The organism is Colwellia chukchiensis, assembly GCF_002104455.1.
Taxonomy (GTDB): Bacteria; Pseudomonadota; Gammaproteobacteria; order Enterobacterales; family Alteromonadaceae; genus Cognaticolwellia; species Cognaticolwellia chukchiensis.
The window spans coordinates 338,054-363,979 of sequence record NZ_NBOC01000002.1 but is presented as its reverse complement, the minus strand read 5'-3'; the positions used below and the strand labels follow the sequence as shown (position 1 = coordinate 363,979).

Below are 25,926 nucleotides of genomic sequence, written 5' to 3'. Positions count from 1 at the left end.
CGTGCCCATAGCCCACAGTTTAAAATTATGCCTGACACTTGTATTGAAATGTTAGGTACAGGGCTTTAAAAAATAGGTGTTTTTTTGCATGACGATTTTTTCATCTTTACCTGTTAGTCAACAGGTTGTTGCGGAATCCGGACATCGCTTTGATGCCAACCGCCATTGGGCCGCTTCGTTAACACTAGGTTTTGGTAGCCACCCTACAAATAACAGTAATACTCGCATTACCCGCATGAACCATGCCCGCCATTATGGGCCTTTACGCGTGCAACGACCTTTTTATCCAGAAGGCCGTGCCGGATGCTGCCATGTTTATTTATTGCATCCACCCGGCGGCTTAGTGAGCGGCGATGCTCTGAAAGTAGAAGTCAATGTCGCCGAAAATGCACATACCTTACTGACAACACCGTCAGCTAATAAGCTGTATAAAGCCGACAGTAATGATGTTGCTTGGAGCCAGAATACCATTTTAAAAGTGGCTGACGGCGCTATTCTAGAATGGCTGCCACAAGAAACACTGGCTTTTGACGGCTCTATTGGCGTACAAAACTTTAATATTGATTTAGCGCAACATGCAAAATGCATAGGTTGGGAAATTCTTTGTTTGGGCCGCCCGGCAAGTGATCTACCTTTTGTCAAGGGGCATATAGAGCAGCGCTTTCAGCTTAGTCAAAACGATCGACCATTATGGCTAGAGCGTCAGGCGTTAGATCCAAACCATCGCCGGTTTTCCGGTAAATGGGGACAAGGCGGCACTACAGTGCACGCAACTTTGTGGACTGTTGGCTTAGACGATCCGAACGAAGCCATTATGGCATTACGAGAACAACTACCTGCCACTAATCAATGGGCGGTAACCTTTAGGCGTGGCGTACTGTTATTGCGTTACCTTGGTCATGAGCGGAACCAAGTCTGGGACTTGTTCCAACAAGCTAGAAACATTCTTCGCCCTTTACTTACTGGGCATCAAGCGACCACTCCACGCATTTGGTTGACATAGTTTTACAGCACAAGCTTCTCTTGGCTGTAGTAGAGAAAGCCCTGCGCATCACAGCCTAGGGTATTAACAAATGACACAATCGATTACGACTAAGTAACGATAATAGTAACAGTAAAGTTAGTTTAAAATTTTTGCACTTACTGTTGCGCAATTGCTTTAACACCGCAAACTTTCAATATAGCGGATATGACGAATTTTATTTTTACGCCGTTGCCTTAGATGTTGGCAAGTACTCGTTGCGTCTACAAAACAATGACCCTTAACAAAGTGACATCGAAAACAAAGGAGTTAGCGATGGAATTGACACCCAGAGATAAAGATAAATTAATGTTATTTACGGCCGGGCTGCTAGCCGAACGCCGCAAAGCCAAAGGATTAAAACTCAATTATCCAGAGGCGGTAGCTTTGATCAGCTGTACCATCATGGAAGGTGCACGAGAAGGTTGCACCGTCGCCGAAATGATGTGCGCAGGACGTGAGATTTTAACCCGTGATGACGTTATGGACGGTGTCGCGGAAATGGTCGAGTCTGTGCAGGTTGAAGCAACTTTTCCTGACGGTACTAAACTAGTTACTGTTCACAACCCTATTGTCTAAGGAGACCATCATGATCCCTGGTGAATATCAGTTACAAAGTGGAGACATTGAGTTATGCGTTGGCCGCGAAAGCATTTCAATTAGTGTCGCAAATACAGGAGATCGCGCTGTGCAGGTTGGCTCTCATTATCATTTTGCCGAAACCAATCACGCGCTGCGTTTTGATCGTGAAAAAGCCTATGGCTACCGCTTAGCAATTGCTGCAGGTTTAGCTATCCGATTTGAACCGGGCCAAAGTCGCGAAGTCGCTTTGATCCCATTTTCAGGTGCTCGCCAACTTTATGGTTTTCATGGTGATGTAATGGGGCCAATAGATAAAACGCCGACACAGGAGAAAGAATAATGAAAGTTTCCCGTCAAACGTACGCCGATTTATATGGTCCAACAACAGGTGACAAAATCCGCCTAGGTGATACTGAGCTTTGGATAGAAATAGAACACGACCATACGCATTATGGTGAAGAAGTGGTTTTCGGTGGCGGTAAAGTCATCCGTGATGGTATGGGGCAAAGCCAACGCTGTGACGATGCAGTAATGGATACCGTGATCACCAATGCGATTATTATTGATTGGTGGGGTATAGTCAAAGCCGATGTCGGCTTAAAAAACGGCCGCATTGCTGCCATAGGTAAAGCGGGTAATCCAGACACCCAGCCTGATATTGATATTGTCATTGGTCCAGGTACTGAGATTATTGCCGGCGAAGGCAAAATTCTTACCGCGGGCGGAGTAGATACTCATGTGCATTACATTTGCCCGCAACAAGTTGATGAAGCGCTAATGAGTGGTCTCACCACTATGATTGGCGGTGGCACAGGGCCGGCAACAGGCTCGGTAGCAACAACCCATACCCCAGGGCCTTGGCATTTGGGCAAAATGATGCAAGCGGTTGATGATTTACCGATTAATATCGGTTTTCTTGGCAAAGGCAGCGCCAGTACGCCAGAAGCTTTAGAGCAACAAGTCGAAGCGGGTGCCATGAGCTTAAAGATTCACGAAGATTGGGGCGCAACCCCTGCCGCTATAAGCAATGCGCTTGATGTCGCTGACCGGTATGACATACAAATCGCGATCCATGCCGATAGCCTTAATGAAGGCGGCTTTGTGCAAGATACGATTGCAGCATTTAAAGGCCGCTGTATCCACACTTACCATAGCGAAGGTGCTGGTGGTGGTCATGCCCCAGATATCATCGTCGCTTGTTCTATGCCTAACGTTTTGCCTTCGTCAACCAATCCAACTCGGCCATACACTATTAACACCATTGATGAACATCTAGATATGTTAATGGAATGTCACCATTTAGACCCTAATATTCCAGAAGACGTAGCTTTTGCTGATTCTCGTATTCGTCGTGAAACTATCGCTGCCGAGGATATCCTTCATGATATGGGGGTAATTTCTATGATGTCATCAGACTCACAAGCAATGGGACGTATCGGTGAAGTAGTTTGTCGCACTTGGCAAACGGCACATAAAATGCGTGTTCAGCGTGGTCTATTACCAGAGGATGAAGCTCGCGGTACCGATAATTTTCGCGTCAAACGCTACATTGCAAAATACACCATCAACCCCGCCATTACCCACGGTATAGGCCATGAAGTAGGCTCTATTGAAGTGGATAAGTTGGCTGATTTAGTGCTTTGGGATCCGGCATTTTTTGGCGTTAAACCGGCTATTATTTTAAAAGGCGGCATGATAGCTGGCGCCGCTATGGGGGATCCAAACGCCGCCATTTCGACACCACAACCTGTACACTATCGTCGCATGTTTGGTGCCCTCGGTAGAGCAGCTGCCGCAACGCGCATTACCTTTGTCAGCCAAGCGGCAATGAACACTGGATTAGAGGAAAAGCTCGGCCTTAAAAGCCAGCTCGTCGCAGCAAAAAATGTTCGACAAATGCGTAAAAGCGACATGAAGCTTAATGATGCTTGTCCAGAGATCACTGTCGATCCACAAACCTATGAAGTACACGCCGATGGCGTATTACTGACTTGCGAACCTTCGACTGAGTTACCACTAACTCAGCGTTATCACTTGTTTTAAATCGTTGTTAGGATAAAAAATGCTTGAATTAATCAAAAGGCTTGATGCCGATATTCAGTGTGACATAGCTGATACTTTAACTTTGCCTTATGAGTTGCGAATTAGAGGCCGCCTAAAAGCGACAACTGACGCCAATCGCGACGTTGGCTTGTTTTTGGACCGAGGCCCAGTACTGCGACACGGTGCGTTATTACAAGCACGCAATGGCGAAGTGATTAAAGTTTGTGCTGCTAATGAAGATGTTACCACAGCCTATATCGACAATGGTTTGCCATTAGCACGACTATGTTATCACTTGGGTAACCGTCATGTATCACTGGCCATTGGTGTCGACGATGACGGCAGACATTGGGTGCGCTTTCCACCCGATCATGTACTTGAAGAATTAGCGACTTTACTGGGTGCCTCATTGGTACACCATCAAGCGCCTTTTGATCCTGAGTCTGGCGCCTATGCTCACGCAGGTCGGGAGCATAGTCATGATCACACATCTGCTAGGGCCCATGATCATGCACACTAACCACCAAGCCAATAAGGCCGACGACTTAGCATTATTAGGGTTAATGCAACTTATAAGTCCTGCACTACCGATAGGGGCTTTTGCTTGGTCTCAAGGTTTAGAAAGTGCTTTAGAGCTTGGTTGGGTGCGTAATGAACAAGAGTTAGGGCAATGGCTTGAAGGTGTGTTAGATGATGGCTTAAGTCGTTGTGAATTACCTATATTAGCGCGACTACAAAGTTGCTGGGCCAAAGGCGATAGCAAGGGCCTAGCTTATTGGAATGAATACTTACATGCCAATCGAGAAACCGCAGAGTTAACTGATGAGGATACCCGACTTGGTCTAGCGTTAATGCGACTACTCACTAGCTTAGCGATAGCCCCTAAAACAAGTGATGGCCTGCCTTCGTCACCTGGCTATGTCACCGTTTTTGCTTGGGCAGCACACAAAAGGCAAATACCTGTACGCCAGAGTATTCTGGGCTTTGCTTGGGCTTGGTTAGAAAATCAATTATCGGTGGCATGTAAAGCTATGCCATTAGGTCATACTGCAGCGCAAATTTTAACCGAGCAATTACGTCCTAAGTTAGTGCTTGCTGTCGATTCAGCCTTAGCATTACCTGACAATGAAATTGGCCCAATAATGCCTGGTTTAGCGCTAGGCAGTGCTTTGCATGAAACCCAATACTCAAGATTATTTCGAAGTTAACAAATTACACTTATAGAAGGATAATAACTATGACACACTGTTTAAGAATTGGCGTTGGCGGGCCAGTTGGCTCAGGCAAAACTGCCCTACTGCGTCAGTTATGTAAAGCCCTTAAAGATCACTACAACATTGCCGTGGTCACCAATGATATCTATACCCGAGAAGATGCTGATTTTTTACTTAAACATGATGCATTGCCAGCTGATCGTATTTTGGGCGTAGAAACCGGTGGTTGTCCCCATACGGCTATTCGCGAAGACGCCTCAATGAACCTAGCCGCGATTGACGATTTACAAGCGCGTCACCCAAAACTAGAGTTAGTGTTAGTGGAGTCTGGCGGTGATAATTTATCAGCCACCTTTAGCCCTGAACTCTCCGACCTCACCTTATATGTTATTGACGTTTCCGCAGGCGATAAAATTCCACGTAAAGGCGGACCAGGCATTACTAAATCCGATTTACTAATCATCAATAAAATTGATATCGCCGACTATGTCCATGCCTCATTAGATGTTATGGAACGAGACTCTAAAAAAATGCGCGGTGAACGCCCATTTGTCTTTACCAATCTATACGATGGCGTTGGCTTAGAAGAAATCATCAGTTTTATCTTAAAGCAAGGTATGTTGCCAGAACGTAGGCCTGAAAAAATGGACTGTACCGCCTAAAGCGCTATCACTTAAAAAATAACAATTTAATAACTTTTTAGTCAATAGAATAAATATTTGGAGAACACCATGAAAGTCATCAACAAAGTAATCATGTCGCTAGCCTTTTTGCTAACTGCAAGTACCGCAATTGCACATCCAGGACATGGCGCAGATATTCACAGCAACTTTTTCAGTGGCTTATTACACCCGCTTATGGGACTTGATCACCTGCTTGCCATGGCAGCCATTGGATTTTGGAGTATTCGTCAAAATGCCGTGATGAAACGCAATACACCGTTATTTGTCGTCGGTGGTATGGTGTTAGGTGCAGCGCTCGCTTGGGGCGGCTTGAACTTAGCTGGCATTGAAATGGGTATTGCCATGTCGGTACTACTAGCGGGCATTTTAATTGCCACCATGACCAGACTACCTACCGCAATTGGTGGTGTGTTGGTAGTGATGTTTATGATCACACACGGTTATGCCCATGGCACAGAAATGGCAGTAGGCTCTAGCTTAGTTAGCTATATGGCTGGCTTTGTCATCGCCACTTTAGTCATTACCTTTATTGGTCGCGGTTTAGGTGCTCTGATGTTAAAAGCCGACAATCGCATCAGTCGCACGCTAGGTGGTGTTGTTGCGGTTATTGGTGGCGTACTCGCAGCGGGATAAAACTTAGCCATTAATCCTTTACTCCCCATGAGGATAATTTGATGGCTAGCATGTTACTAACAAGAGTAACGCTAGCCAGTTAAATTCAATCTTTATCGACTAATCGCGGGTTATCGACTGCCGTTTGATCAGCCGCGATTAGAATTCCTTAACTATTTTTTAATGACATAACCTTGCGTCTGAATTGTGCGTGGCGATAAAGCCGCATGTAATGGCTGCAACGTGGAGCGAGCAAAAATGACTGCCAAGATCATAAAAGTATCAAGAAATACAGACCATGCCCCCAAAAGCGCTGTCGCAACGCAGTCGGTAGCATTTTCCCATTACAATAATATTTCAGCGCAACTGCCGCTTGACCCTAATACCAATAAGCTTGTGGCAGGTGATATTAGCGCACAAACTAAGCAGTGCCTAAGCAACCTTAAAGCGATCGTTGCCAATATCGACCATAGTATGGATGATGTTGTGAAAGTGAATATTTTTTTACAAAACATCGCAGATCTCGAGGCCGTAGATAAAGTTTATCAAACTTTCTTTTCCAACTACCTACCAACGCGTAGCGCAATTGCAGTGGCCGCATTACCCCTCGACGGTGCGCTAATACAAATAGATGCCGTGATCTCAAATGGTGAAGGTACACCGCCGCAAGAACCCAGTGCGTTAATAAAGCTCGACCGCAATACCACAAGCGCCCCGCAAAGCTCAGTATCAACACAATCGGTCGCTTTTTCTCATTACAATAACCTGTCTGCACAATTACCAATAGATGCTAAAACAGGCCAACTCATCGCCGGCGATGTTAGCGCGCAAGCGGAGCAATGTTTAAAAAATATCCACGCTATTTTAACCAATATCGAGGTGCCGTTTGATGACATTGTAAAAATTAACATAGTGCTGACTAAGGCCTCAGATATTGACGCCGTCAATCAAGTCTATCGCACTTTTTTTCCAGACTCGGCTATTGCCAGAACACTAAACTATCTACCAGCGCGAACGATTACCATAGCGTCAGCCTTACCTATGGGCGCATTAGTGCAAATTGACGCTGTAGTGGCTCATGGCGATGGTACACCTCCGCAAGCGGTTGAAGACAGACACAACATAGTGATCCGAGCACATAATACCGACAAAGCAGCTCAGTGCTCATTATCAACTCAAAGTGTTGCCTTTTCTCATTACAATCATATTTCAGCACAGCTTCCCCTAGATGCAAAAGCAGCTCAGTTGGTAACAGGCGATACGCAAGCACAAGCAAAACAATGCTTAAGTCAGCTCAAGGCAATAATCGAAAGCATTGACCACGAAATGGACGATATCGTTAAATTAAATATTCAGCTGCAAAACATTACAGACTTGGCAGCCATAAACGAAATTTGCCCCAGCTTTTTTAGCCATGAGTTACCGGCAATCACCACCTTTGCGGTTGCCGAAATTGCACTAGGTGCGCAGGTACAAATGGATGCCGTTGTTGCAAATGCCGAGGGCACGCCCCCTGGTTAAAAACAGCGCTGATAGCGCGCAATATTATTTCCAATACCGCTATACTGTGTTAATTTATACTGCTATTTATTATTACTGGTAACAATTATGCAATGGGAAGGTATTAGCGAGTTTGTTTATGTCGCCGAAAACGAGAGCTTTACCCTCGCGTCAAAAAAAATGGCAATCTCAACCGCGCAAGTAAGCCGCCAAATTAGTGCTTTGGAAAAGCGCCTGAATATAAAACTATTCTATCGAACCACACGCAAAGTATCTTTAACCGAAGAAGGCCGTGTTTTTTATCAACATTGTCGCAGTGTACTTGACGGTTTAGATGCCGCCGAGCGAGCTATCACTAACTTACAATCCAAGCCACAAGGTAAAATTAAACTGACTGCTCCCGTGACCTACGGAGAGCAGCAAATATTACCTTTAGTCAATAACTTTATGCAGCAATATAACGAAATAGAGGTGAACGCCTACCTTAGCAACCAACAAATAGATTTAGTCGAGGGAGGCTATGATTTAGCCATTCGTCTGGGTAAGTTAAACGATTCAACTATGATGGCTAAAAAGCTCAGTACACGCACAAACTACCTTTGTGCTTCACCCGCTTATTTAGCTAAACATGGTAGTCCACATTCATTGTCTGAACTCAGTAGCCATAGCTGTCTATTAGGTACCTTAGACTTTTGGCACTTTCAGGGGGCAAAAAAAGAAAAAAACCTGCGCGTCTCTGGCAGGCTACGCTATAACAATGGGCTTGGCTTAGTCGATGCAGCTTTAAAAGGTTTAGGTATAGTGCAACTACCTGATTATTATGTACAAGATTATTTAAGTAGCGGCGCTTTAGTTTCTTTACTAGATAATTATCGAGTGCCAGATGAGGGAATTTGGGCCGTCTATCCACAAAACCGGCATTTATCACCAAAAATAAGACTGCTAGTTGATTATCTAACTGAGCAATTGATTTAGCATGAGTCAGAGCTAGCGCAAATCCGCAATCAGCGTTTTTAGCCACTTTTCTTCACTAATAAATGCCCACGACAAGTGTTGATACTGCTCGCCGATACCTTGAGCAATAATATCCTGCTCTGACATCCCTGCGGCAAGTGCCACTTTGACTTTATCAATACTAAAGGCAATCATAGTGGCAAACGCTTGTAAGTCCGCTTTAGTGCTCAGTCGGCCATGCCCGGGAATAATAACCACATCATCAGGCACACTGTCTAACATCTGTAATACATTCGCTAAATAGCCACTGACACTACCACCACTGTTGAGATCAACGTAAGGAAAGCCAACTTGAAAAAACAAATCACCGGTATGTAATACATTGGCTGTTTTAAAGTATACATAAGTATCGCCGTCAGTATGCCCTTGCGGTAAGTGTTTTAACTGCACTTCTTCTTGAGCAAGATATATTGTCAGCCCCTCTTGATAGGTTACAACAGGTAAGCTCGAAGCTTGATGCTCACTTGGTTGACTTAAACGCTGGCGAACATTTTCATGAGCAAAAATAGGTGCATGCGCGCCAAAGTAGCTATTTCCCCCCGTATGGTCGCCATGATAGTGGGTATTGATGACGTATTTAACCGGCTTATCTTCGATGCTTTTCATTGCAGCCGCTATTTTTTCCGCTAACGGAGCAAATTTGTCATCAATTAAGATTAAGCCTTGCTCGGTAGCTAACACACCAATATTGCCACCGGGCCCTTGTAGCATATAGACATTATTGGCTGCAGGCTGCACTGTGATCACTGCATCTGCCATATTGGCAGCGCTCGTTGACGCACTTAATAATAAGAGCAACAACACTTGGGCTTTTTTCAGCATAGTTTCCTCGTAATATATTCGGCAGCAGCTAAACACTTTGCAACATTCTATTTAGCTCTTAGCCTAGATAAATTATGTAACATTCAATAGTCTTGTCACTGTACTTAAGCATAGCGACAATATGGCAATAAACAATATTGTTTCGGCATAAGCACTGTCACGCAGTAACCCCACTTATAAAGATGCTAGTCTTGCTTAAAAATGCCTTACCAAGCAAACGCGACTTGCTCAGCATTATTTTGTGCTGTTGTTAAACCAAGGTGCAAACCTAGCAACCTTACCGATTTCCCCTGTCCTCGCGCCACTGCAATGCTGAGTAATTGTTGTAATATTTTAATGTTCAACTCAGCGATAGCATAATCTTTGGTGGTTTGTTGAAAATCTGAAAACTTAACCTTGACGCCAATCCTTGCTATGCCTTTGTGCTGAAGGTGCTGCTGGGCTCGCCGCTTTAACTCTGGCAATAATATATGCTGTAATACCTCCATAAGAGTTGAAAGCTGATCAATATCTTGCGCAAATGTCCTTTCAACGCCAACCGATTTTCGTACTCGGTTGGTTACCACAGTGCGTTCATCAACTCCGTGACAGCGCTGCCAGAGTAGTGCCCCTAGCTTACCGTATCTCGATATTAAATACGCTTGAGAAGAGTTTTTAATATCTTGGCCAAGTCGGAAGTTATCTTTTATTAGCTTTTCATTAGTGACTTTACCAACGCCAGGAATTTTCTTTAACGCCATAGTATCAATAAAGTTGTCGATCTGATCAGGAGCGATGACATAAATACCATTGGGTTTATTTAAATCTGAGGCGATTTTAGCTAGAAACTTTAATGATGACACCCCTGCCGAGGCGGTTAGCTTTAACTCTTGAAATATGCGGCGGCAAATATCTTTTGCGATGAGAGTTGCAGAGCCGGCAAACATTTTACAGTCAGTGACATCTAAATAGGCTTCATCTAAGCTCAATGGCTCAATAAGATCAGTGTAGCATTGAAAAATTTTTCTTATCTCAGAGCTTACCGACCGATACACTTGCATGCGCGCGGGTAGTAAAACTAAATGCGGGCATTTTTTTAACGCTAATGCAGTCGGCATAGCACTACTGACACCATAAGCTCTAGCAATATAATTGCAAGTTGATAAAACCCCGCGAGCGCCTCGGCTACCACCAACCGCAACGGGTTTATCAGCCAACTCTGGGTTATCTCTAATTTCAACAGACACATAAAATGCGTCCATATCAACATGAATTATTTTTCTCAATTTAGTACTCGACATCACAGCCAAAACACTGTTTAAAAATACAGCTAATTTAACGGATTTTCAATGATAATCTTCTGCCGCTCTTTGCTTGAATCTAGCTGATAGTAAGGCTTGTCTGAGTAACAAATTGCCAATAAAGCTAGCGCGTAGTCGAGCTCTGCCTAGCGAACAGAACTCTCTACACCGTTATTAAACGCTGCGCGGTTAGTAGTAGAGGCTGCGCTCAAGAAAGTGATGCCCTGAGCGCACAGTAAGCTTAGCCATTAATTAGAAAGTGCACGGCTATACTTGCCGCATAGCCTAGTGCTATCACCCAACTCCATTTTAAATGGCCCATAAATGAATAAACGCCTTTAGTCTGCCCCATTAATGCCACACCTGACGCTGACCCTACCGACAACAAGCTGCCGCCGACACCAGCGGTCATGGTGACCAATAACCATTGCTGCAAATCCATGGCTGGGTTCATGCTCAATACCGCAAACACTACAGGAATGTTATCCACTATGGCAGATAATACGCCAACCGCAATATTGGCGTAGGTTGGGCTCCAGTTGCTGTATAGCGCCTCTGACACTAAGCTTAAATAGCCCATAAAGCCCAAACCGCCAACACACATCACCACACCATAAAAAAACAACAAGGTGTCCCACTCGGCACGAGCAATTTTGTCGAAAATATCAAAAGGAATAATGTTGCCAAGCGCTTTTAGTGCTTCTTGATCATTTATTGCCTGTGCTTTGGTGCGTTTTTTATCTAATGAACGCGGCAAACTGATGCGTAAATAAAAGCCTAAAAACTTTAAATAACCTAAGCCCATCATCATACCTAGCACCGGCGGCATATTCACCACACTGTGGCACAAGACCGCCGTAGCTATGGTTAAAATAAACAAGACAACAATACGTTTTGCGCCGCGCTTAACTTTAAAGCCTTCATTAACAACCGGCGTTGATTTAACATTTGAAATAAAAAAGCTCATGATAACGGCAGGCACAAGAAAATTAACCAGCGAAGGAATAAACAGTACAATAAACTGTTCAAACTGGACTATCCCTGACTGCCAAATCATTAAGGTTGTGATATCGCCAAAAGGACTAAAAACGCCGCCCGCATTTGAGGCAACGACAATATTAATACAGGCGATATTAATAAACTTTTTATCGCTTGCCGCCACTTTTAAAACAATGGCACACATCAACATGGCAGTGGTTAAGTTATTCGCAAATGACGATATGGCAAACGCCAGTATGCCAGTTAACCAGAATAACACGCGCAGGCTTAGCCCTTTCGATACCATCCATAATCGCAGGCTATCAAAAATGCCACGCTCTTCCATCGCATTGATATAGGTCATGGCGACGAGCAAAAATAACAGCAATTGCGCGTACTCTAATAAATTATGATTAAAGGCATGCTCTGCCTCTATTGGGATACCATGTTGTGTATATATCCAGCCAATCAACAACCAAATAATACCAGCCGCCACCAACACAGGTTTTGATTTTCGTAAATGAATCACATCTTCACCAATTACCAAAACGTAGGCGATTGAGAAAATAATCAGTGCGGTAAAGCCCATAACGGAATGGGTTAAATCGATACTACCAGGACCTGCAGCCCAAGCAGTCGTAGAAAGAAAAGAAAGCATCAACAGTAGTGGAATTTTTTTCAACATAAGTAATAAGTACCTAAAGAACGAAATAATGTTCTAGCTATTACTGGTAACTAACAATTATAAAATTGTGTATTGCTTTAGTTAGGAGTAATCATTACGTTAGTTGGCGTAATTAACTGCAACCTTAAGCTAAAAAACGACTATGTTGATGGTCAATAGCGAACTAACAAGGAAGCATTATTATAAAGGCAGAGGAGGAATTTTTACTTATATTTTTTTTGATTTTTTTTGCGATAAATCATCATATAAATAATGATTTATCGCCATTGCTATATAGCGCAGCACGAACAGCAGCTCTCAGATAACGAGCGCTTGTTGATATCAAATGTTGTGAAAAACAAACACCTACATCAAGCCGTTATTCATTTACTTTTTGCGTGCATATCCAAGCTATTATTAGCAAACTTTGCTCACGATATTTTTATTGTTATTAAATGTTTTTAACATTAATATCACCCGCCGCTAAGGCCGCTTGGCGTTCACGTTCTTGACGCTTTTCACAAGGATTATCGCAATTGCAGGCTTTTTCAATGCCTACACTCGCTAAACCACCACAGCTGCCGGCAAGTGATTTCTTTTGAAAAATATAACCTACCGCCATTGCCATAACAATAACGAGAAAAAAACCTAACGTGATAAAAAATATGGCCATAATATTTACTTACTGAATTATTCCAATTGAATGATTAACGCACAACACCCTATTTAAGGTATTGCATGAATTTTACCGTGCTTTGCTCAACAAAGCCATCATCGGTTTTAACAATAAAATACGCCGCCAGATCGTTCGCCTTTGCAAAAGCCAGTGCCTTTTCCTCTCCCATCACCATCATCGCGGTTGATAAGCCATCTGCGGTCATGGACGATGGATGTATCACGGTTACCGAAACTAATTTATGATTAATGGGCTTACCTGTAGCAGGATCAATGATATGAGAAAAGCGCTGCCCAGCAACTTGAAAGTAGATGCGATAATCACCCGAGGTTGCCACCGCATTATCTTTTGGTACGATAATTTGATGTACTAAACGCTCATTCGTGATTGGCTTTTCAATGGCAACATGCCACAGCTCACCGGTATGTTTAAAACCTTTTAAGCGCATTTCGCCGCCAATTTCCACCAAATAGTCATTGATGCCATTCGCTTCAATATACTCGGCAACCAAGTCAACCCCATAACCTTTAGCAATGGTTGATAAATCAACATAAAGATCCGGAACCGTTTTCGCTAACATGCCGTTTTCAAAAACTAACTTATCTAAGCCGACGCCGGCTTTGGTGCGCTTTAATAATTCTTGGCTTGGGATGGTTTCTGGGCGAAATTCTGGGCCAAAACCCCATAAATTAACTAATGGTCCAACCGTGACATCTAAAGCGCCATTACTGAGTCGACCAAGACGGATCGCTTCTTTCAGTACTCGTGCTAAGCCCGTAGAGACTTTAATAGGTTCAAGCGAAGTCGCGTGATTAAACTTTGATAGTTCGGAGTCAGCAATATAAGTCGACATCTGCTGATTTAGCTCTAATAGTGCAGCATCAATGCCTTGTTGCAATTTTTCAGCATCAATATTGTCAGCCACGAGCTTAATATTATAAGTCGTGCCCATGGTATTGCCTTGGAGTAAGTACTCTTTACGGCCAAGATCATTACTTGGGAAGCATCCCGCTAATAGTATTAGCGTCACCCAGAGTATAATTACGTTTATTTTTAACATCACTCAATTCCGAAATAATTACTTAACTAAGCCACTTTAAGGAAAGTGGTTTAGCAAAATAATCTGCTAAACTGTCAAGGAAAAAGGCGACCTAGGTCGCCTTTAATTTCAATTGTTGAACAACCATACTTTAACGCTTACGGTTGACTAACTGACCGCCTTGCTCAACCCTAGCGCTAGGCTAGTGTTGATTCGCTTTGCTATAACCTGAACTAGCAAAGTGAGTAAGCGGAGTAATAATTAGCCGCCAAAATCATCCAACATAATGTTTTCATCTTCTACACCTAGGTCTTTCAACATATGAATCACAGCGGCGTTCATCATTGGTGGACCACACATGTAGTATTCACAGTCTTCTGGCGCTTCATGGTCTTTTAAGTATTGCTCGTGCAAGACATTATGAATAAAGCCAGTTAATCCGTCCCAGTTATCTTCAGGTTGTGGATCAGACAAGGCAACATGCCACTCGAAGTTGTCATTTTCAGCCGCAAGACCGTTGTAATCATCTTCGTAGAACATTTCACGCTTAGAGCGTGCGCCATACCAGAACGACATTTTACGCTTAGACTTAAGACGCTTAAGTTGGTCAAAGATATGCGAGCGCATTGGCGCCATACCTGCGCCACCACCGATAAAGACCATTTCATTATCCGTATCTTTCGCGAAGAACTCACCAAATGGGCCTGAAATAGTGACTTTATCACCCGGCTTTAAGCTGAAAATATAAGATGACATTTTACCTGCTGGCAAATGTAAACGACCAGGAGGCGGCGTAGCGATACGCACGTTTAGCATAATAATGCCTTCTTCTTCTGGGTAGTTTGCCATTGAATATGCACGCAAGGTGTCAGTATCAACTTTTGATTCAACATCAAAAAAGCCAAAATGTTCCCAGTCACCGCGGTACTGTTCATCAATATCAAAATCTTTATATTTTACATGATGAGCAGGGGCTTCAATTTGAATATATCCACCGGCGCGAAACGGTACTGACTCGCCATTAGGTATTTTTAATTTAAGCTCTTTAATAAAGGTTGCTTTGTTATCGTTAGAGATAACTTCACATTCCCACTGTTGAACACCGAAGATTTCATCTTCAAGTTCAATATCCATATCTTGCTTAACCGCCACCTGACAAGCTAAACGACAACCTTCTCGGGCTTCACGCTTAGTAATATGGCCTAATTCTGTAGGTAAAATATCACCACCACCAGAATGCACTTCAACGCGACATTGGCCACAGGTACCACCACCACCACAGGCCGAAGGTACGAAAATACCTTGGTCTGCTAGTGCACCTAAAAGCTTACCACCGGCAGCTGTTGTAACGGCTTTTTCTGGATCGCCGTTAATGTTAATCGTAACGTCACCTGAAGACACTAGCTTAGATTTAGCGAATAAAATCACCATTACCAAGGCAAGTACTATCACGGTAAACATCGATACGCCGAGAATAATAATTTCCATCGACTTTTCCTTTAATCTTTTCTAAGGGTTTTAGCTAGCAAAGTAACCTAAATGGCCAAGCTAACTAAAACCGACATTAACCTAAAGTGAAATACCACCGAAAGAAAGAAAGCCAAAGGCCATCAATCCTGCAGTAATAAACGTAATACCTAAACCTTTCAGGCCATCAGGTACATCTGAGTATTTCATTTTCTCGCGCAGACCCGCCATCAGTACAATAGCTAACATCCAACCCACACCTGAGCCAATGCCGTAAACAACACTTTCGCCTAAGGTTAAGTTTTTTGCCACCATAAATGAAACACCACCGAAAATGGCACAGTTAACTGTGATTAGCGGTAAGAAAATACCCAGTGCTTGATATAAAGCCGGGAAGTATTTATCTAACACCATTTCAAGTATTTGTACTAGTGCTGCAATCACACCAATAAAGGTAATGAATGACAAGAAACTTAAGTCGATGGATTTCGCTGGGTCAGTTACCCCCATCAAACCGTCTAATGCACCGGGTGCCAAAATCGCTTGATAAATGATTTGGTTAACAGGAACCGCAATACCAAGTACCACCACAACGGCAACACCTAGGCCAATCGCCGTGCTCACTTTCTTAGAAACCGCTAAGAAAGTACACATACCAAGGAAGAAAGTTAATGCTAAGTTCTCAATAAAGATAGTTTTAATAAATAAACTTAAATAATGTTCCATGACAGCTTAGTCCTTCTCAACTTGTTCAGGTTTGTACTGGCGAATTGCCCAGATAATTAAACCGATAATGAAGAATGAGCTAAATGGTAAAACTAACAAGCCATTACCTTGGTACCAACCGCCATTTTGAATCAAAGAAAACACTTCAAATCCAAATAGAGTACCAAAACCAAATAGTTCACGGAAAAATGCCACAACAATCAATACAGCGCCGTAGCCCATACCGTTACCAATACCATCTAAGAAGCTCACACCTGGCTTTTCTTTCATGGCAAAAGCTTCAGCGCGTCCCATAACAATACAGTTAGTGATGATCAGTCCGATAAAGACCGATAACTCTTTCGATAATTGGTAAGAAAATGCTTTTAGCACTTGGTCAACGACAATTACCAAAGATGCAATAATCGCCATTTGCACGATAATACGCACACTCGATGGTATTTGATTACGGATCAGTGAAATAAACAAGTTTGAAAAACCTGTTACTAACATTACCGCAACCGTCATAACCAAGGCATTCTGTAACGAACTTGTAACCGCTAGCGCAGAACAAACACCAAGCACTTGTAATGCGATTGGGTTGTTATCAATGACCGGCCCAAATAAAACCTTTTTAGTATCTGTCGACATTAGTTCAGTCCTCCAGCGCGATAGTTAGTAATAAACGGGCCATAGCCTTCTTCACCCAACCAAAAGCGCAATGTGTTTTCAACACCGTTACTGGTTAATGTGGCACCAGACAAGCCGTCTACACCGTGCACATCGCCCGCTTTAGCGCCGCCTTTAACAATTTTAATGGCTACATTGTTTTGCTCGTCAAACATTTTTTTACCTGGCCATAATGCTTTCCACTTAGGGTTAAGCACTTCGGCACCAAGACCAGGAGTTTCACTGTGCTCAGAGTAAATTACGCTTTTTACGGTATTTAAATCCGCTTCTAGACCAACAAAGCCATACATTAGGTTCCATAGGCCAGCACCAACAATAGGTAATACTATAGTTTCTACTTTACCTTGTTCATCTTTGACAAAGTAAACTACAGCGTTATCAGCACGGCGATTTAAACCAGCAATGTCATTTTCAGGCTTAGTGCTTTTTGCTGGGTCACGCGCATCAGCACGCTCTTCAAACATATTCACATCACCTTCAACATACTTACCGCTTGCTAAATCAATCATTTTCGCTTCAACGCGCTGGTTGTAAGTACCAACAATATCTTTACCTGCGGCTTCTAAAAGACCCGCAGTTTCAAGAATTTTAGTTTGCTTATCAAGCAATTTGTTTGCGGTTTGTAACGGCTTTAAACTAACAGCCGAAATTGACACTAACGCGGCACAAACTAAACAAACAACAAAAACAAAACCAATCGTTTTGCCAAACGTTTCTTTATTACTAGACATTGCGAGCAAGCCTCCGTTTGATATTCTTTTGCACGACAAAGTAGTCGAAAAGCGGGGCAAATAGGTTAGCAAACAAGATAGCTAACATCATACCTTCTGGGAACGCTGGGTTAACCACACGAACCAGTACCACCATGATACCAACTAAGGCACCAAACCAGTACTTACCAGTATTAGTAAATGACGCCGACACTGGGTCAGTGGCCATAAACATCATACCAAAGGCAAAACCACCGGTTACTAAGTGCCAGTACCATGGCATCGCAAACAAGGCATTCGTATCACTACCAATAGCGTTAAATAGCATTGCTGTAACTACCATACCGCCAAACACACCCAGTACGATGCGCCATGAAGCGATACCTTTATAAAGGATATAAGCACCACCAAGTAAAATCATTGCTGTCGATACTTCACCAACCGAGCCAGGAATATAACCCCAAAACGCATTCCACCAGTCAGCATTGATGCTATATTCAATCATACCTTGGTTAGCAGCACTTAAGGCTGTTGCGCCTGAGAAACCATCTGCAGCAACCCAAACCGCATCGCCAGATATTTCACCCGGGTAAGCAAAGAATAAAAACGCACGGCCCGCTAACGCTGGGTTCAAGAAGTTTTTACCTGTACCACCAAATATTTCTTTCGCAATAACAACACCAAAGGTAATACCAATAGCGGCCTGCCATAAGGGAATTGTCGCTGGTAGGATCAAGGCAAATAGGATCGAGCTAACAAAGAAACCTTCATTAACTTCGTGTTTACGCACAGTGGCAAACAACACTTCCCAGAAGCCACCAACGATAAAGACAGTGGCATAAATAGGTAGGAAAAACACAGCGCCATAAAACATCATACTGAACCAACCAGATTCAGTAGACAAGCTACCGCCTAAAACTTCAAATAAACCTACTTGCCAAGTATCAGGTAAAGCATAACCCGCGGCTAAGGCTTCGGTCGCTTGAAAACCTATGTTGTACATGCCCCAGAACATGGCCGGAAATACGGCTAGCCAGACAGTGATCATAATACGTTTTAAGTCGATACTATCACGAACGTGCGTACGACCTTTACTGACATGACCTGGAGTAAACAAACCTGTGGCAATGGCTTCATAAAGCGCATACCAAGTTTCGTATTTACCGCCTTTTTCAAATTGCGGTTCGATATCTTCAATAAACTTTTTCAAGCCCATGACTAACCTTCCTTCTCAATTGTGGTTAGGCAATCACGAAGAATGACGCCGTAATCTGTTTTGCCTGGGCAAACAAATGTACACAAGGCTAAATCTTCTTCATCAAGCTCTAAGGCACCCAGTTGCTGTGCACCATCGGTATCGCCAGCACATAAATCACGTAATAGCATTGTTGGTAGTATATCTAGTGGCATAACACGCTCAAAGTTGCCAATAGGTACCATAGCTCGTGGACTACCATTACTAGTTGTGGTCATATTGAATAACTTCTTCGGGAAGAAGTGTGACATATAGGCACGTGTGACCGAGAACTTGTTCGGGCCAGGATACATATAACCAACAAACTCTTTTTCTCTGCCTTCAAGGATCAAAGAAATCTGCGTATGGTAGCGGCCTAGGTAGCCGTGAACGCCTGAGGCAGTAGAGCCTAACAACAATGAGCCTGAAACAACACGCAACTCACCATCAATACTCTCACTTGCTGTCAGCTCTGTAGTGCTTGCACCTAAAATGGTGCGAACTAAACGAGGGTTTTTGGCGGCAGGTCCAGCTAAAGAAATGACGCGGTTAGTGTTTAACTCGCCGGTGGTAAACAAGTTACCAATAGCAATTACATCTTGATAACCCGCATGCCATGCCACTCTTTCAGCACTAACTGGCTTTAAAAAGTGCATATGAGTGCCAACAAGACCGGCTGGGTGCTTTCCTGCAAATTCGTTGACAACGGCCGTGGAATTAACAGCAATATCACTGCCTGGAGCTTTACTAACGAACACCTCACCATCGGTTAAACGCGACAGCACGGTTAAGCCATTGACAAAGGCTTCACTTTGTTCAGCAATAATCACAGCTGGATCTGCCGCTAATGGGTTAGTATCCATCGCACTAATAAATATGGCGATAGGCTTGCTCTCAAGCGTTGGCACCTTACTAAAAGGACGGGTACGTAACGCTGTCCACAAACCGGAGTTAACCAAGTTTGTCACGACATCTTCACGGGCAATTGAGTTCAGTTCATTAGCAGCATAACGCGTAAATGTTTCCTGCTCGTTGCCAGCAACCTCGATGACCACCGATTGCAATACGCGCTTTTCACCACGATTAATTTCTTTAACAACACCTGATGCTTGAGCTGTGAATTTAACGCCTGGGTTCTTTTTATCTTCAAAAAGTACCTGGCCTTTTTTTACGCTATCTCCAACCCTAACGAACATGGTTGGACGCATACCCACAAACTCTTCACCTAGTGTTGCAACAGTTTTGATGGACGGACCATCATGGATTACCTGCTGGGGGGCACCTGCTACAGGAACATCCAGACCTTTTTTTATTGTAATCATAAACACTTGCACTACTTTTGATGGGAGTATCAAAACCAAGTATTGCTTCAGTTAACTAGGCTTAGATATTGTCAAATTGCACAATAAATGCCGTTTCCTTAAGCAAACATAGGTTTCAGTGTATTTCAGTAAAGCGTCATTTACGTTAGATAAATTAACGCCTACCGGCTCTAGTTAAAATTTCTGGCGCGATTCTAGCACAAAAGGATATTTTGATTCTATCTATCGCACGACAATAAATACCAATTTAGTCGAATAATCTTTATTTCGCGCAATAATAGCGAAAAATATGCTAAATGCTGAAAATTTCGCGCTAAGAAGTAAACAATTCTTTTTAATTTCGTTTATCTAGCTAGTATTCAAACAACACGGCGCAATAACCAAATTTTGTCGACCGTGGCTATGAATGTTAGAAAAAAACCGACAAGCAGGTCGGTTTTTTTCTATTATTTTCAACGATAATAGGAGAATAGCCACTTACGCGTTTGCATATTCTTACCTTAAAACCTTAGCCTACGAAAGTAAGTTGTTAATGCCAACTTCTGGACTAATATCTGCATCATAGTCGACACCATCTACGCCAAAACCAAACAACTTCAAAAACTCTTGATGATAACCTACATAATCCGTTAATTCGTCAATGGTTTCAGTTTCAACGCTATGCCAAATATCCGTAACACGCTTTTGTACGCTATCTTCAAGCTCTTTGTTGTTTTGGCGTAGGCGTCCCGCTTCATCTAAGGTTGGGTTTTCACCATAAATATTTTCCCTAAATAAGCCTTGAATTTGCTCAATACAGCCTTCATAAGTGCCATCAGCTTTCATGACTTTAAACATGGCTGAAATATATAGTGGCATAATAGGGATCGCTGAACTTGCTTGCGTTACCACAGCATTAAGTGAGGTAACATATGCTTCGCCGTTAATTTCAGCTGTGGTCGCTTTGATGGCCGATGAAGCTCTATCTAAGTCTTCTTTAGCACGACCTATTGTCGCGTGACCATATATTGGCCACGTCAATTCTTTGCCAATATAAGTATACGCAACCGTTTTAAAGCCTTTTGCTAGTACACCTGCATCCTTGAGTGCGTTGATCCATAACTCCCAATCGGCACCGCCCATAACATCAATCGTACCTTGTATCTCAGCTTCTGTTGCCGCTTCTACCGATACTGAGTCAATAATACGCTTGGTCGTATTTAAGTTTTTCGTGGTCACGCTTTCACCGATCGGCTTGAGAGTCGATGAATACACTTCACCGGTATCAGGATCTGTGCGGCGAGGTGATGCCACGCTATAAACAATAAGGTCAATTTCACCTAACTCTGCTTTAATAGTCTCGATCGCTTTGGCTTTTATTTCATGTGAAAACGCATCACCATTAATATTTTTTGACCATAAACCGGCTTCATCAGCAGCCGCTTGAAATGCCGCCGTATTGTACCAACCTGCAGACGCCGTTTTTTTGGCTGTTGGTGGCTTTTCAAAAAACACGCCAAGTGTTTTCGCGCCATTGCCAAACGCTGCAGTTATGCGCGAAGCTAAACCATAGCCGGTCGATGCACCTATAACTAATACATTTTTCGGCTTAGTCGCCGCTTGCGGTTGACTTTTAACATAAGCAATTTGCTCATTAACATGGGCAGCACAACCTGCGGGGTGAGCATTAGTACAAATAAAACCACGAATTTTTGGTTTAATAACCATAACAGTACCTTCTTTAATATTGCGCATAATCCCACCTTATTACCCCAAGGCAATAGGATTATTGATTATGACCAACAACAATGTGAAATTGAAAAACGCTAAGTTAATTAAAAATCAGCGTAATTTACGATCTAAATTTAAAGTCGCTAACTAAAATTGCCGACTAGTTTACTCTTGCTAGCCCCGTTATGAGGTGTGACCAGTGGTCATATTTAGCAATTAAACAAAATAACCATTAAATCCACGTCATTACCTGTGTTGATAATACGCTTGCAAGGTTAATTGATTGTAGTCACGCATCGAGGCTAAAAATTCACTGTATGACTGCCAGACGCGAGCAAAGTCTTGATCTGCTTTGACTTGATCTGCAATCAAGGCATCGGTTTGACGTTTTAGTTCTTGCAGCACTTGAGCTGGAAATTGTCGAACTTTTACCTTATGTTCTGTTATCAAGGTTTTTAGCGCTGCATTATTTCGGGCATTAAACTCAGCTAACGTCGACTCATTAACCGCCTGCGCAGCAACTTCAACAATGGCTTGTAAATCAGCAGGTAAGTCATCAAATGCTTGTTGATTTATTAAAAACTCCAAACCTGTGCCTGGCTCATGCCACACCGATGAATAATAAAACTCGGCCGCCTGATAAAAACCAAACGCTAAATCATTGTATGGGCCTACCCACTCGGTGGCATCAATAGCGCCACTTTGTAACGCCGAAAATATTTCACCACCAGTTAAAGTGACAGGAATGGCGCCAGCATTTTTCAGCACCTCGCCAGCAAGGCCTGGGATACGCATTTTTAAGCCCTGTAGATCGGCCACTGAGTTAATTTCTTTCTTAAACCACCCCCCGAACTGTGGGCCAGAATTACCGCCAGGTAATGGTTTTATGCCAAAGGGTTGGTAAAGCGCTTGCCAAAGCTCCATGCCACCACCGTAATGCAGCCAAGCGTTGAACTCTGTCGCTGTCATACCAAATGGAATGGCACTAAAAATCGGGGCGGCGGGTATTTTTCCTTTCCAATAATAGGCGCCGCTATGTCCCATTTCAACGGTGCCCTGCGACACAGCATCAAACACTTCAAAACCAGGTACTAACTCCCCTGCACCATACACCTTGACTGTTAGTCGGCCATTACTCATCGAATTGACATATTGCGCAAACTTTTCGGGTGCCATACCTAAACCAGGAAAATTCTTGGGCCAAGAGGTAACTAACTTCCAGTTGTAAGTTTTTTGTGTTTGAGCAGAGCTATCAGCATTGCTGTTGCTTTTTTGTTCACCACAAGCGGTTAGAGTTAAAAGCGCGATCACAAGTAAAGCCGATGAAGGGGCAAGGAATTTGATCATAAATTTATCCATATATCTGGTTCGGTAGCCAAGTTACTAACCTTGGCCAATAAGCTAAAATACCCAGTAATATTAACTGGATAATAATAAAAGGCGCAACGCCTTTATAAATGGCCGAGGTAGCGACTGACTTATCTGCTACACCACGCAGATAAAATAACGCAAAACCAAACGGTGGCGTTAAAAATGAAGTTTGTAAATTTACGGCTATCATAATCCCTAACCACACAGGATCTAGTCCCATAGCTAATAACACCGGCGCCACAATCGGCACCACCACAAAGGTAATTTCGATAAAGTCTAAAATAAAGCCCAATAGAAACATCACCAGCATCACGATTATAGTGGCACCAACGACACCGCCAGGCATTTGCTGAAATAAGCCATGTACTAGCTCTTCACCGCCAAAACCGCGAAACACTAACGAGAATAAACTAGCACCAATTAAAATCAAAAATACCATAGAGGTGATTTTAACTGTGGTCTGCATGACTGCATTTAAGTGCGGTTTGGTGAGTTGTTTTTTGTAAATGGCAAGCAGGAGCGCTCCCATGGCACCAACCCCAGCAGCCTCGGTCGGCGTAGCATAACCAAATAAAATTGAGCCAAGCACCACCGACATCAGTAATAGTGGCGGCACAAGTGCAGATAGCAATAAAGCGAGTGTTAACGGCTGCTCGGTAGGTTTTATGGCTACATGCTCAGCTTTGGTAATAACACTTGGCTTAAAGCACGCCACGCCAAGGCAGTATACAATATAAAGTGCCACTAAGATTAAGCCAGGGATAACGGCACCCGCGAATAGGTCGCCTACAGACACGGTTTTTGGGTTAAACACCCCAAGGGATAATTGCGCTTTTTGGTAAGCACTTGCTAACACATCTCCCAATAACACCAACGCGATTGACGGCGGTATAATTTGCCCTAACGTGCCAGTTGCGCATATGATGCCAGACGAGAACGCTGGGCTATAGCCGCGCTTTAACATCGTAGGTAGCGACAATAAGCCCATAGTGACCACAGTAGCGCCAACAATTCCGGTACTCGCGGCGAGCAGCATACCAACTAAAATCACTGAAATCGCTAAGCCAATATTAAAGCGACCAAACAACAGCGCCATGGTATTAAGCAAATCTTCGGCTATTTTTGAACGCTCCAGCATCGCCCCCATAAAAACAAATAACGGCACCGCTAATAGTGTTTGGTTGTTCAATACACCATATAAGCGATTGGGCAACGCATGTAAAAATGAGCTTTCAAAAATACCAAAACTTAAGCCAATACCAGCAAATAATAACGCGGTTCCCGCAAGTGAAAGCGCCACTGGGTAACCTAATAATAAGACGCCACAAACACTGATAAACATCAATAAGGCTAAATATTCCATTAAATCGCCCCTGTGTTGGTGTTGCTGTGCTGAGTCGGTTTTGCCTTAGCTTGACATAAGTACAGCAAGTTACGTGCTATTTCTGCAACGCCCTGTAAGCTTAGCGTGGTGGCTAACACTAAAATAAGCGACTTATTTAGATAAACAATAGCCAAACCACCGGCTTCAGCAGACTGCTCCATGATTTGCCAAGATGAGATAACGTAATCAAAGCTAATAAAAAAGATAAACAGGCAAACCGGCATTAATAAAAACACACTGCCCAATAAGTTTAACCACGCTTTTTGCTGCGCAGAATAACGCTGATAGAAGATATCAACACGCACATGCCCATCATGTTTAAGGGTATAGGCAGCACCGAACATAAAAACTATGCCATGAAAGTATAAAACTGACTCTTGCATGGCAATCCAACCTAAATTAAAGCCATACCTTAGCACCACTATGCTAAAGGTCAGTAACACCATGGCGAGAGTCAACCAAGCCACGGTTTTGCCGAGCATTTCCGTGCTTAGATCTATTATTGTAACTAATTTTTTTGCCACCGTTAAAAACATAACTTTTCACTTTTTATTATTGTTTTAAAGTTAATAGCCCACACCATAGCTGCCATCGCTCATCCTTATTCAGGTTCAAAAGTGCTTAGGCTGACGCAAGATTATTGTGCTAGCGAGTTGCGGCACAGCAACTAAATTGGCGCGTACTTTTGCCGGCATCTAAGCGTCAACAAATGACGCAAACTCTCAAATGGCATAAAATGATGTTACACCGCGCCTTTATCAAGACAAACCATTGCAATAAAAATACCCATAAACTACCCACTTATCTTTGTATAACAGCTTTACTCAAACACGGGCCTTTTACTGACCACCACCTAAACATTTAGGGGATAATGGCGTATGCTCGGCATAATAGGTTTCCCACTCTTTTTCAGTATAGGTATGTAGTGCTAATGCATGAATACTCTCCGCCAGCTCTGCCGCTAATATCGAGTTAATGGCGCGATGGCGTTTAATTAAGCGCTGACCTTCGAACTGCTTGGAAACTATGATCACTTTAAAGTGTGACTCGCTGCCCGGTGGCACATTATGCTGATGACTTTCATTGATAACATCTAGATGAAGCGGTGAAAACGCAGCAAGTAGTTTTTCTTCAATAACAGCGGCTATTGTCATGGTAAATCCCCTGAAATTTGATCGGTTAATGGATCAAAATTAATTTAAATC

At 43.1% G+C, this 25,926-nt stretch carries 26 protein-coding genes; 10 read left to right on the top strand and 16 right to left on the bottom strand.

Annotation, left to right across the window (positions count from 1 at the left end):
• Nucleotides 1–88: 88 nt before the first annotated feature.
• The 10 genes from B6K83_RS05110 (at nt 89) to B6K83_RS05065 (ending at nt 8,630) form a co-directional block, all read left to right on the top strand.
• Nucleotides 89–1,003, top strand: a complete 915-nt coding sequence (locus B6K83_RS05110; protein WP_085283881.1) for an urease accessory protein UreD — start codon at nt 89–91, stop codon at nt 1,001–1,003.
• Nucleotides 1,004–1,297: 294 nt separating this feature from the next.
• Nucleotides 1,298–1,600 (top strand): urease subunit gamma, encoded by a 303-nt coding sequence (gene ureA, locus B6K83_RS05105; protein WP_085283880.1) that lies wholly within the window; start codon nt 1,298–1,300, stop codon nt 1,598–1,600.
• A gap of 10 nt (nt 1,601–1,610) precedes the next feature.
• A complete protein-coding gene (locus B6K83_RS05100; RefSeq protein WP_085283879.1) occupies nt 1,611–1,943 on the top strand; it encodes an urease subunit beta in 333 nt (110 codons plus the stop codon).
• Nucleotides 1,943–3,646, top strand: coding sequence for an urease subunit alpha (gene ureC / locus B6K83_RS05095; protein ID WP_085283878.1), 1,704 nt, complete (start codon nt 1,943–1,945; stop codon nt 3,644–3,646). Before B6K83_RS05100 ends, ureC begins: the two co-directional genes overlap by 1 nt.
• Nucleotides 3,647–3,665: 19 nt before the next feature.
• The gene (gene ureE, locus B6K83_RS05090) at nt 3,666–4,166 is read left to right on the top strand and encodes an urease accessory protein UreE (RefSeq protein ID WP_085283877.1); all 501 of its coding nucleotides are present in this window, start codon (nt 3,666–3,668) and stop codon (nt 4,164–4,166) included.
• On the top strand, nt 4,126–4,854 hold the full coding sequence (locus B6K83_RS05085; RefSeq protein ID WP_233143796.1) for an urease accessory protein UreF: 729 nt from the start codon (nt 4,126–4,128) through the stop codon (nt 4,852–4,854). Before ureE ends, B6K83_RS05085 begins: the two co-directional genes overlap by 41 nt.
• A gap of 29 nt (nt 4,855–4,883) precedes the next feature.
• Nucleotides 4,884–5,522, top strand: a complete 639-nt coding sequence (gene ureG / locus B6K83_RS05080; protein WP_085283875.1) for an urease accessory protein UreG — start codon at nt 4,884–4,886, stop codon at nt 5,520–5,522.
• Between the two features lie 69 nt (nt 5,523–5,591).
• The gene (locus B6K83_RS05075; RefSeq protein ID WP_085283874.1) at nt 5,592–6,176 is read left to right on the top strand and encodes a HupE/UreJ family protein; all 585 of its coding nucleotides are present in this window, start codon (nt 5,592–5,594) and stop codon (nt 6,174–6,176) included.
• A gap of 237 nt (nt 6,177–6,413) precedes the next feature.
• A complete protein-coding gene (locus tag B6K83_RS05070; RefSeq protein WP_085283919.1) occupies nt 6,414–7,676 on the top strand; it encodes a RidA family protein in 1,263 nt (420 codons plus the stop codon).
• Nucleotides 7,677–7,763: 87 nt separating this feature from the next.
• Complete coding sequence (locus B6K83_RS05065) at nt 7,764–8,630, top strand: LysR family transcriptional regulator (protein WP_085283873.1); 867 nt, start codon at nt 7,764–7,766, stop codon at nt 8,628–8,630.
• 12 nt (nt 8,631–8,642) lie between these two features.
• On the opposite strand, the gene B6K83_RS05060 is transcribed toward B6K83_RS05065, so the two are convergent.
• From B6K83_RS05060 to bolA, 16 genes are all read right to left on the bottom strand, one after another.
• Entirely contained in the window at nt 8,643–9,491 is an 849-nt protein-coding gene (locus B6K83_RS05060; RefSeq protein ID WP_085283872.1) for an MBL fold metallo-hydrolase, read from the bottom strand.
• Between the two features lie 206 nt (nt 9,492–9,697).
• The gene (gene dinB, locus B6K83_RS05055; protein WP_198951659.1) at nt 9,698–10,756 is read right to left on the bottom strand and encodes a DNA polymerase IV; all 1,059 of its coding nucleotides are present in this window, start codon (nt 10,754–10,756) and stop codon (nt 9,698–9,700) included.
• 256 nt (nt 10,757–11,012) lie between these two features.
• On the bottom strand, nt 11,013–12,434 hold the full coding sequence (nhaD, locus tag B6K83_RS05050) for a sodium:proton antiporter NhaD (protein WP_085283870.1): 1,422 nt from the start codon (nt 12,432–12,434) through the stop codon (nt 11,013–11,015).
• Between the two features lie 430 nt (nt 12,435–12,864).
• On the bottom strand, nt 12,865–13,086 hold the full coding sequence (nqrM, locus tag B6K83_RS05040) for a (Na+)-NQR maturation NqrM (RefSeq protein WP_085283868.1): 222 nt from the start codon (nt 13,084–13,086) through the stop codon (nt 12,865–12,867).
• A gap of 49 nt (nt 13,087–13,135) precedes the next feature.
• Nucleotides 13,136–14,149 carry an FAD:protein FMN transferase gene (locus tag B6K83_RS05035; RefSeq protein WP_085283867.1) on the bottom strand — a complete coding sequence of 338 codons (1,014 nt, stop codon included), beginning with the start codon at nt 14,147–14,149 and terminating at the stop codon, nt 13,136–13,138.
• 240 nt (nt 14,150–14,389) lie between these two features.
• Nucleotides 14,390–15,616, bottom strand: coding sequence for an NADH:ubiquinone reductase (Na(+)-transporting) subunit F (gene nqrF / locus B6K83_RS05030; RefSeq protein ID WP_085283866.1), 1,227 nt, complete (start codon nt 15,614–15,616; stop codon nt 14,390–14,392).
• An 81-nt stretch (nt 15,617–15,697) separates the two neighbouring features.
• A complete protein-coding gene (gene nqrE, locus B6K83_RS05025) occupies nt 15,698–16,321 on the bottom strand; it encodes an NADH:ubiquinone reductase (Na(+)-transporting) subunit E (protein WP_085283865.1) in 624 nt (207 codons plus the stop codon).
• 6 nt (nt 16,322–16,327) lie between these two features.
• Entirely contained in the window at nt 16,328–16,951 is a 624-nt protein-coding gene (locus B6K83_RS05020) for an NADH:ubiquinone reductase (Na(+)-transporting) subunit D (protein ID WP_085283864.1), read from the bottom strand.
• Nucleotides 16,951–17,721 (bottom strand): Na(+)-translocating NADH-quinone reductase subunit C, encoded by a 771-nt coding sequence (locus B6K83_RS05015; RefSeq protein WP_085283863.1) that lies wholly within the window; start codon nt 17,719–17,721, stop codon nt 16,951–16,953. Before B6K83_RS05015 ends, B6K83_RS05020 begins: the two co-directional genes overlap by 1 nt.
• Nucleotides 17,714–18,916, bottom strand: coding sequence for an NADH:ubiquinone reductase (Na(+)-transporting) subunit B (locus tag B6K83_RS05010; protein ID WP_085283862.1), 1,203 nt, complete (start codon nt 18,914–18,916; stop codon nt 17,714–17,716). The genes B6K83_RS05015 and B6K83_RS05010 overlap by 8 nt, the downstream gene beginning before the upstream one ends.
• Nucleotides 18,917–18,918: 2 nt before the next feature.
• The gene (locus tag B6K83_RS05005; RefSeq protein ID WP_085283918.1) at nt 18,919–20,256 is read right to left on the bottom strand and encodes a Na(+)-translocating NADH-quinone reductase subunit A; all 1,338 of its coding nucleotides are present in this window, start codon (nt 20,254–20,256) and stop codon (nt 18,919–18,921) included.
• Between the two features lie 513 nt (nt 20,257–20,769).
• Entirely contained in the window at nt 20,770–21,963 is a 1,194-nt protein-coding gene (fabV, locus tag B6K83_RS05000) for an enoyl-ACP reductase FabV (RefSeq protein ID WP_085283917.1), read from the bottom strand.
• 249 nt (nt 21,964–22,212) lie between these two features.
• Nucleotides 22,213–23,313, bottom strand: coding sequence for a TRAP transporter substrate-binding protein (locus B6K83_RS04995; protein WP_092251247.1), 1,101 nt, complete (start codon nt 23,311–23,313; stop codon nt 22,213–22,215).
• A 4-nt stretch (nt 23,314–23,317) separates the two neighbouring features.
• Complete coding sequence (locus tag B6K83_RS04990; RefSeq protein WP_085283861.1) at nt 23,318–24,700, bottom strand: TRAP transporter large permease; 1,383 nt, start codon at nt 24,698–24,700, stop codon at nt 23,318–23,320.
• Nucleotides 24,700–25,257 carry a TRAP transporter small permease subunit gene (locus tag B6K83_RS04985; protein WP_085283860.1) on the bottom strand — a complete coding sequence of 186 codons (558 nt, stop codon included), beginning with the start codon at nt 25,255–25,257 and terminating at the stop codon, nt 24,700–24,702. Before B6K83_RS04985 ends, B6K83_RS04990 begins: the two co-directional genes overlap by 1 nt.
• Before the next feature lie 303 nt (nt 25,258–25,560).
• Nucleotides 25,561–25,875 (bottom strand): transcriptional regulator BolA, encoded by a 315-nt coding sequence (bolA, locus tag B6K83_RS04980; protein WP_085283859.1) that lies wholly within the window; start codon nt 25,873–25,875, stop codon nt 25,561–25,563.
• Nucleotides 25,876–25,926: the final 51 nt, after the last annotated feature.